At 73.5% G+C, this 7,800-nt stretch carries 9 protein-coding genes; 3 read left to right on the top strand and 6 right to left on the bottom strand.

Annotated features, from left to right (window positions below; all coding sequences use genetic code 11):
• The 3 genes from ggt to AB0J52_RS19430 all read left to right on the top strand — a co-directional run.
• Window positions 1-1,722 (top strand): gamma-glutamyltransferase (gene ggt, locus AB0J52_RS19440; protein WP_500182993.1); only part of this gene is annotated, 1,722 nt, incomplete at its 5' end.
• 49 nt (window positions 1,723-1,771) lie between these two features.
• Window positions 1,772-2,119 (top strand): divalent-cation tolerance protein CutA, encoded by a 348-nt coding sequence (cutA, locus tag AB0J52_RS19435; protein WP_500182992.1) that lies wholly within the window; start codon window positions 1,772-1,774, stop codon window positions 2,117-2,119.
• Window positions 2,120-2,285: 166 nt separating this feature from the next.
• On the top strand, window positions 2,286-3,173 hold the full coding sequence (locus AB0J52_RS19430; protein WP_500182991.1) for an oxygenase MpaB family protein: 888 nt from the start codon (window positions 2,286-2,288) through the stop codon (window positions 3,171-3,173).
• 81 nt (window positions 3,174-3,254) lie between these two features.
• On the opposite strand, the gene AB0J52_RS19425 is transcribed toward AB0J52_RS19430, so the two are convergent.
• From AB0J52_RS19425 to AB0J52_RS19400, 6 genes are all read right to left on the bottom strand, one after another.
• Window positions 3,255-3,554 (bottom strand): metal-sensitive transcriptional regulator, encoded by a 300-nt coding sequence (locus AB0J52_RS19425; protein WP_117360467.1) that lies wholly within the window; start codon window positions 3,552-3,554, stop codon window positions 3,255-3,257.
• 73 nt (window positions 3,555-3,627) lie between these two features.
• Window positions 3,628-4,224 (bottom strand): histidine phosphatase family protein, encoded by a 597-nt coding sequence (locus tag AB0J52_RS19420; RefSeq protein WP_500182990.1) that lies wholly within the window; start codon window positions 4,222-4,224, stop codon window positions 3,628-3,630.
• Window positions 4,225-4,240: 16 nt separating this feature from the next.
• Window positions 4,241-5,434, bottom strand: coding sequence for a globin domain-containing protein (locus AB0J52_RS19415; RefSeq protein WP_500182989.1), 1,194 nt, complete (start codon window positions 5,432-5,434; stop codon window positions 4,241-4,243).
• A 72-nt stretch (window positions 5,435-5,506) separates the two neighbouring features.
• Window positions 5,507-5,950 (bottom strand): RrF2 family transcriptional regulator, encoded by a 444-nt coding sequence (locus AB0J52_RS19410; RefSeq protein WP_500182988.1) that lies wholly within the window; start codon window positions 5,948-5,950, stop codon window positions 5,507-5,509.
• A 242-nt stretch (window positions 5,951-6,192) separates the two neighbouring features.
• Entirely contained in the window at window positions 6,193-7,308 is a 1,116-nt protein-coding gene (gene ald / locus AB0J52_RS19405; RefSeq protein WP_500182987.1) for an alanine dehydrogenase, read from the bottom strand.
• Between the two features lie 198 nt (window positions 7,309-7,506).
• Entirely contained in the window at window positions 7,507-7,689 is a 183-nt protein-coding gene (locus AB0J52_RS19400; protein ID WP_500182986.1) for a hypothetical protein, read from the bottom strand.
• Window positions 7,690-7,800: the final 111 nt, after the last annotated feature.

Genomic DNA, 7,800 nt, shown 5'->3' with positions numbered 1-7,800 from the left:
GGCAAGCAGGCCGTCGCGACCGGCTACGGCGGCGCGGTCTCCACCGTCGACCTGGACGCCAGCCGCAGCGCGCTGGAGGTCCTGCGGCGCGGCGGCAACGCGATGGACGCGGCCGTCGCCGCCACCGCGACCCTCGGCGTCACCGAGCCGTACGTCTCGGCCATCGGGGGCGGCGGGTACTTCACCTACTACGACGCCCGCAGCCGCCGCGTCTCCACGATCGACGGCCGCGAAAAGGCCCCGAAGGCGATGCGGGCCGACTCCTTCATCGACCCGGCGACGGGCAAGCCGCTGTCCTTCGACGAGGCCGTGACCAGCGGACTGTCGGTCGGGGTCCCCGGCGTGTTCGCGCAGTGGGACACCGGTCTCCGCCGCTTCGGGACGCGTTCCATGGCCTCCCTGCTACAGCCCGCGATCCGCGTCGCCGAGCGCGGCTTCGTCGTGGACCAGGAGTTCCAGGACCAGACCGCCACGAACGAGGCGCGGTTCCGGGACATCGTCCCGACGCGCGAGCTGTTCCTGCCGGGAGGCAAGCTGCCGGTGGTCGGCTCGACCTTCCGCAACCCCGACCTCGCGCGGACGTACCGGGAACTGGCGAAACGCGGACCGTCCTGGCTGTACGGCGGGGAACTGGGCAAGGAGATCGTCCGGACCGTCCAGCATCCGCCCAAGGACCCGAACGCCACCCGCAACGTCCGGCCGGGCCTGATGGCGGACGCCGACCTGCCCGCCTACCGGCCGGTGTGGCGCGACCCGACACACGTGAACTACCGGGGCGTGGACGTGTACGGCATGGCGCCGTCCTCGTCCGGCGGGATCACGGTGGGCGAGGCGCTGAACATCCTGGGCAACTACCGGCTCAGCCCGAAGGACCCGGTCAGCGCCCTGCACTACTACCTGGAGGCGTCCAAGCTCGCCTACGCCGACCGGGGCGCCTACATCGGCGACGCCGACAAGGTGAACGTCCCGGTGAAGGAGCTGCTCTCGAAGGGCTTCGCCCGCGAGCGCGCCTGCCGGATCAAGCCGGACGCGGCCGCGCCCGCGCCCGTCCCGCCCGGCACGCCGGACGGGCACTACCCGCGCTGCGAGCCGTCCACCGCGCCGGCCCGGCCGCTCGGCCACGAGGGGCCGCAGACCACGCACCTGGTGGTCGCCGACCGGTGGGGGAACGTCGCGTCGTACACGCTGTCGATCGAGCAGTTCGGCGGCAGCGCGCTCACCGTCCCCGGCCGCGGCTTCCTGCTCAACAACGAGCTGACCGACTTCAGCCTCCAGCCGCCCGCCCCCGGCCAGGCGCCCGACCCGAACGTGCCCGGTCCGGAGAAGCGCCCGCGCAGCAGCATGGCCCCGACCATCGTGCTGCGGAACGGCCGTCCGCTGCTGGCGGTGGGCAGCCCCGGCGGCTCGACGATCATCACGACCGTGCTGCAGATCCTGCTGAACCGGATCGACCTCGGGATGCCCCTGCCGGCCGCGCTCGCCGCGCCGCGCGCGACCCAGCGCAACACGCCGCAGGTCTTCGCCGAGCAGGGTTTCATCGACCTGTACGGGCAGGCGCTGGCGGCGAGGGGCCACCGGCTGGCGCTGTTCCCCGGCCCGCCCGCCGGGCAGATCGGCGCGGCCACCGGGCTGGAGTTCCTGTCTCCGAGCCTGGTCAGGGCGGTCGCCGAGCCGGTCCGGCGGCACGGCGGCAGCGCACTGGTCGTATGGCCGCGCCGGTGACCGGGAGCCCGCCGGGCTACGATCGGTGCACGGGGGAAGGAGGTCGGTCATGGCCGACGCCTACGTTCAGGTGACCACCACCACCGACTCGCGCGCGGAGGCGGCGGCGCTGGCGAAGTCCGCCGTCACCGAGCGGCTCGCCGCCTGCGCGCAGCTGGTCGGACCGGTCGCGAGCACCTACTGGTGGGAGGGCGAGATCGAGGCGGCCGAGGAGTGGATGGTGCTCTTCAAGACCACCGTCGACCGCTTCGACGAGCTCGCCAGCCTGATCACCGACGAGCACTCCTACGACACCCCGGAGATCATCGCGACTCCGGTCGTCGCGGGCAGCATGGACTACCTCGCCTGGGTCGCCGAGCAGACCGGCCCCCAGGACGCCGAACCCGACGACGCCTGACTCCGCGTCCGGGCCCGCCCCTCCGGCCCCGCCCCGGCGCGGGCCGGGCCGGCCGGTGTGAGTCCCGCCATATCCGGGGAATAAGTGATTACTTGCGTCGCCGGACGTGGTCACCTGGTGGGAGCGCGCCGGCCGGCGCGGGGACGGTGCGGGAGAGGAGCGGGCGATGGCCTTGGACGGGCGTCCGGACGGCCGGGCGGTCCCGGGCGGCGAGGACTTCGGGCTGTTCGGGCCGGACTCGGTGACCTGGCGGGTGATGGGCGAGCCGGTGCTGGTCGTCGGCGGGATCCGCGCGCTGCTGCTCCAGGCGCTGCACCCGCACTCGATGTGGGGCACCGCGCAGAACTCCGAGCTGATGGACCCGGCCACGGCCTGGGCCCGGCTCGGCCGGACGGTCGAGTTCGTCCGGGTGCGCACCTACGGGACGCGCGCGGAGGTCGAGCGGGTCGGGCGGCGCGTCCGCAAGCTGCACTCCAAGCTCACCGGCACCGACCTGCGCACCGGCGAGGTGTTCCGCGTGGACGAGCCGGAGAGCCTGCTCTGGGTGCACATGGGCGAGGTCGACTCCTACCTGGACGTCGCGCGCCGCTCCGGCGTGCCGCTGAGCCGCGCCGACGCCGACCGGTTCGTGGACGAGCAGCGCCTGGCCGCGGCCGTCGTCGGCCTCGATCCGGCGGACGTCCCGTCCAGCGTCGCCGAGATGCGCGACTACTACGCCGGCATGCGCGACCGGATCTGGGCCTGCGACGAGGCGAAGGAGGGGTTCCGGCGGATGTTCAACCCGGCCCTGCCCGGCAGGCTCGTGCCGCTCAAGCTCGCGGCGCCCGCCGTCGGCGTGCTCGTCGTGTCCACGCTGCCGCGCTGGGCCCGCCGCAAGTACGGGCTGCCGGGCCTGCCCACGTCGGACCTCGCCGCCACGCTCACGCTCAAGGGCCTCTACCGGACGACCCGGGTCGTCCCCGAGCGGTACCGCTACAGCCCGGACGCCCGGCGCGCCCGCGCCCTCATCCGCGAGCACGGCGCCGGCGGGCCCGGCTGGGCGATGGCCTCCTGAGGGCGGCCGTTCCCTGGGCGATGGCTCCCTGACGGCGGCCGGCCGGTCGGTGGGCGGTCGGTGGGCGGCGGCCTCGTGACGTCAGCCGCGGCGCATGAGCCGTCCGACGGCCGCCATCAGCTCGGTGGACATCATCTCGGACTTGCCCTCCTGCGAGCCCTCGGCCACGCAGTGCCGGACGTGCCCGTCCAGCAGGCCGAGCGCCACCTTGTCGAGGGCGGCCTGGATCGCACTGATCTGGGTCAGAATGTCGATGCAGTACCGGTCGTCCTCGACCATGCGCTCGATGCCCCGGACCTGTCCCTCGATGCGGCGCAGCCGCGTGCCGAGCTGGTCCTTGGTGGCGGTGTAGCCGCGGGTCGGGGTCTCGCTCGTCGCCATCTCGTCCTCACAGTCGCCGGCGTGCCGGGGGTCGGGCCACGATACCCCCTGGGGGAACCCCCCGGGGGGTATATTACCCGCTTCGCGGCGGGACGTTCCAGGTCGTGACGACCGGGCGGTCATGCTCGTGGCCGAGCGTGGAGACGGTGCCGGTGCCCAGGGCGAACAGCCTTCCGTCGGTCGGGTCCAGGCCGAGCCAGCGGGCGGTGAGGACGCGCAGGACGTGCCCGTGCGCGACGAGGACCACGTCCCCCTCGGCGAGCAGCGGGCGGACCCGGGTGAGCACGTTGTCGGCGCGCTTGCCGACCTGCCCGACGTTCTCGCCCGGATGGTCGGCGTCGCCGGGGACCACCCCGTCGTCCCACAGGTACCAGCCGGGCCGGGAGGCGCGGATCTCCTCGCTGGTGATCCCCTCGTAGCCGCCGTAGTCCCACTCCCACAGGTCCGGGTCGGTCTCGTCCACCGTGAGGCCGGCGAGCGCGGCGGTGCGCCGCGCCCGCTCGGCCGGGCTGGAGACGACCTTCACCGGGCGCAGGCCCGAGAGGGCCGGGACGAGGGCGCGCGCCTGCTCCTCGCCCCTGGCGGTCAGCGGGATGTCGGTGCGTCCCGTGTGCCGCCGGTCCCGGCTCCACTCGGTCTCGCCGTGCCGAAGGATGATCAGTTCCCCCATGGGGACACCCTACGTGTCAGGCGGCGGCGAGCCAGAGGTCGGGGCCGAAGACCTCGTAGTGGATGTCTGCCGCCGGGACGCCGCGCTCGATCAGCTGCGTCCGGACGGCCCGCATGAACGGCAGCGGGCCGCACAGGTAGGCGCGCAGGCCCTCGGGCAGCTCGACGCCGGACAGGTCCACCAGGCCGGTGCGCTCGGCCGGCCAGGGCTGGTCCGGGGTCTCGTACCAGGTGAGGTCGGTGCCCGCGGCGAGCTTGCCGACCAGGGCGGCGCGCTCCTCCCGCAGGGCGTGGGCGCCGTGCGTCCGGTCGCCGTGGACGGCGATCACCGGGGCCTGGTGCCCGTCCTCGACGAGCTGCTTGAGCATCGCGACGATCGGGGTGCAGCCGATGCCCGCGGAGGCGAGCAGCACGGGGGTGTCGCCCGCGTCCAGCACCAGGTCGCCGTAGGGGGCCGAGACCTCCAGGGTGTCGCCCACCCGGACGGTGTCGTGCAGCCGGTTGGAGACCTCGCCCGCCGGGTCGCCCTCCTCGCGCTTGACCGTGATGGTGCGCTCCCGCGCGCCGGGCGCGTCGGTCAGGCTGTACTGGCGGATCTGGCGCGCGCCGTCCTCCAGCGGGACCCGCACCGACACGTACTGCCCGGCCCGGAACGGGGCGACCTCCGCCGCGTCGTCGGCCGGACGCAGCCGGAACGTCGCGGTGACGCCGGTCTCCTCGACGCGCTCGGCGACGACCCAGGTGTTCCAGACGTCGCCCGCGAGCACGCCCTGCTCGGCGTACAGCCGGCGCTCGATCTCGATGAGGGCGTTCGCCATCAGCCAGTAGACCTCGTCCCAGGCGGCGGCGACCTCCTCGGTGACCGCGTCGCCCAGCACCTCGACGATCGCGGCGAACAGGTGCTCGTGGACGATCGGGTACTGCTCCGGCAGGACGCCGAGGGACGCGTGCTTGTGCGCGATCCGGCTCAGCATGGCGTCCGGGCGGACGTCCGGGTGCTCGACGAGCGCGGTCGCGAAGGCCGCGATGGACCCGGCCAGCGCCTGCTTCTGCGTGCCGGCCGCCTGGTTCCCCCGGTTGAACAGGTCGCGCAGCAGCTCGGGGTGCGCGGCGAACATCCGCGGATAGAACACGGCGGTGATGTCGTTGATCGCGCCGCCGACGACGGGGAGCGTGGCACGGACGACCTCGGCGGACCGGGGGGAGAGCATGGCGCCTCCAAATTGGTATCTGATCTACTGATTAAAGGGCAGACGGGGGCGGGGGAGGGGGGAGCGGGGGGTTCACCCGGAGGGCGGGCGTCCGGCGAGGCCGAGCAGCACCGGGCCGGTCGGCGCGGCGACCAGGTCGGCGAGCGTGATCCCGTCCAGCGAGGCGAAGAACGCCTCCTGCGCCTGGCGGAGCGCGGACCGCAGGCGGCACGCCTGCCGCAGCGGGCAGGGCACGTCGCCCTCGCACTCGACGACGTCACCGGCCCCTTCGAGGTCGCGGACGAGCCGTCCGACCGACACCCGGCGGCCCGCGTCGGTCAGGTTGAGCCCGCCGCCGCGTCCGCGCCGGGTCTCGACCACGCCGAGGCGCTGCAGCCGCGCCACCACCTTGGCGAGGTGGTTGTAGGGGACGCGCATCTCCGCGGCGATCCGCCGGGCCGTGCTCGGCTCGGGATCGGTCGCCGCGAGGCTCATCACCACGCGCAGTGCGAGATCGGTCGCCTTCGTCAACCGCATGGCTCAAGCGTAGGAGAACTTGCACCTGGGATGCGCCTTTTGCGCCGTGTGGGTGGTCACATGACCTTGCGCGTCCGGGACGGCACGCCCCGCGCGCGGGTTCTCCCGCGCGCGGGAGAACGCGACGGCCCGCGTGCGGCCGCCGGGGGAAGGGCGGGCCGGACGCGGGCCGTCGGGTCCTGCGGAGAAGCCGCGCGGAGAGGCCGTGCGCGGGGTCGTGGCCGGGTCGTGCGGGAGCGGCGTCAGGCGAGGACGGACTCCAGCGACACGTGCTTCATGCCGTGCGCCTCGGCGACGTGGTCGTAGACCAGGCTGCCGGCGTGGGTGTTCAGGCCGAGCGCGAGCGCGCGGTCGGCGATCAGGGCGTCCTTCCAGCCCTTGTTCGCGATGGCGACCGCGTAGGGCAGCGTGACGTTGGTGAGCGCGTAGGTGGAGGTGTTCGGCACCGAGCCCGGCATGTTCGCCACGCAGTAGAAGACCGACTCGTGCACCTTGAAGGTGGGGTCGGCATGCGTGGTCGGACGCGAGTCCTCGAAGCAGCCGCCCTGGTCGATCGCGATGTCCACCAGCACCGAGCCGGGCTTCATGTGCGCGACCAGCTCGTTGGAGACCAGCTTGGGGGCCTTGGCGCCGGGGATCAGCACCGCTCCGATCACCAGGTCGGCGGCCCGGCACTCCTGCTCCAGGGTGTAGGCGTTGGAGACCAGGGTCTTCAGCCGGCCCTGGTAGATCGCGTCGATGTGGCGGAGCCGGTCGACGCTGACGTCCAGGATGGTGACGTCCGCGCCCATGCCGACCGCGATCTGCGCCGCGTTCAGGCCGGACACGCCGCCGCCGATGACGACGACCTTGGCCGGGGCGACGCCCGGCACGCCGCCGGGCAGCACGCCGCGGCCGCCGTTGAAGCGCATGAGGTTGTAGGCGCCGACCTGCGGGGCGAGGCGGCCCGCGACCTCCGACATCGGGGCGAGCAGCGGCAGCGAGCGGTCCGGAAGCTGGACGGTCTCGTAGGCGATCGCGGTGACGCCCGCCGACAGCAGCGCGTCGGTGCACTCGCGGGACGCGGCGAGGTGCAGGTAGGTGAACAGGGTCTGGCCCGAGCGCATCCGGTGGTACTCGGCGGCGATCGGCTCCTTGACCTTGAGGATCAGGTCGCCCTCGGCCCAGACCTCGTCGGCGCTCTCCAGGATCTTGGCCCCGGCCGAGGTGTAGTCGTCGTCGAGGATGGCCGAGCCCTCGCCGGCGCCGCGCTCGACGAAGACCTCGTGCCCGTTCCGGGTCAGCTCGTGCACCCCGGCGGGGGTGATGGCGACCCGGTACTCGTGGTTCTTGATCTCGCGGGGAACGCCGACCTTCATAGTGCCCTCCGTCAACGTCGACAGGTTGTGACCAGCTGGTACGCCCTCAAGGGTGAGGGCAGGCCGCACCTGCGTGCCATGTCCACTCTGTATGGGCATTCCCGAATCAGCTGACAGTATGTAAAGGGCCGGGCCACGGCTTCCCACCGCGTCTCGCGAGGCACGGAGGACGCGCGGCGGGAGGGGGGAGACGGGAGGTCAGAGAGGAGCGCCGCGGGGCGGGAGCCACTCGTCGGCGATGGCGACGGTGAGCCGTTCCAGGAGGGGCCCCGCGGCGTTCGGCGTGCGGGCGAGCGCCGGGTCGATGTCGGTGAGGGCGTAGACGGCCTGGATCCGGGCCCGGCGGAGCCGCTCGCCGGTGAGCCCGCGCCGTCCGACCACGGCGACGGCGGGGACGCCCGCTGCGGGTCCCTCCCGCCCCCGGCGGCCTGGAGCCCAAACTCGCTATTAACTACAACTCCAGCGGCGTGGACGGGCGTACCGCCAACACTA

It is taken from the genome of Spirillospora sp. NPDC049652 (assembly GCF_040675125.1).
Classification (GTDB): domain Bacteria; phylum Actinomycetota; class Actinomycetes; order Streptosporangiales; family Streptosporangiaceae; genus Spirillospora.
The sequence above is the reverse complement of the archived record's forward strand: the minus strand, read 5'-3'. Positions and strand labels throughout refer to the sequence as shown.

Coding starts and splice junctions, on each gene's coding strand:
- AB0J52_RS19410 (WP_500182988.1), bottom strand. CDS start 5,950: ATGCGGTTGACGAAGGCGACCGATCTCGCACTGCGCGTGGTGATGAGC.
- ald (WP_500182987.1), bottom strand. CDS start 7,308: ATGAAGGTCGGCGTTCCCCGCGAGATCAAGAACCACGAGTACCGGGTC.
- cutA (WP_500182992.1), top strand. CDS start 1,772: ATGGCCGACGCCTACGTTCAGGTGACCACCACCACCGACTCGCGCGCG.
- AB0J52_RS19430 (WP_500182991.1), top strand. CDS start 2,286: ATGGCCTTGGACGGGCGTCCGGACGGCCGGGCGGTCCCGGGCGGCGAG.
- AB0J52_RS19420 (WP_500182990.1), bottom strand. CDS start 4,224: ATGGGGGAACTGATCATCCTTCGGCACGGCGAGACCGAGTGGAGCCGG.
- AB0J52_RS19425 (WP_117360467.1), bottom strand. CDS start 3,554: ATGGCGACGAGCGAGACCCCGACCCGCGGCTACACCGCCACCAAGGAC.
- AB0J52_RS19415 (WP_500182989.1), bottom strand. CDS start 5,434: ATGCTCTCCCCCCGGTCCGCCGAGGTCGTCCGTGCCACGCTCCCCGTC.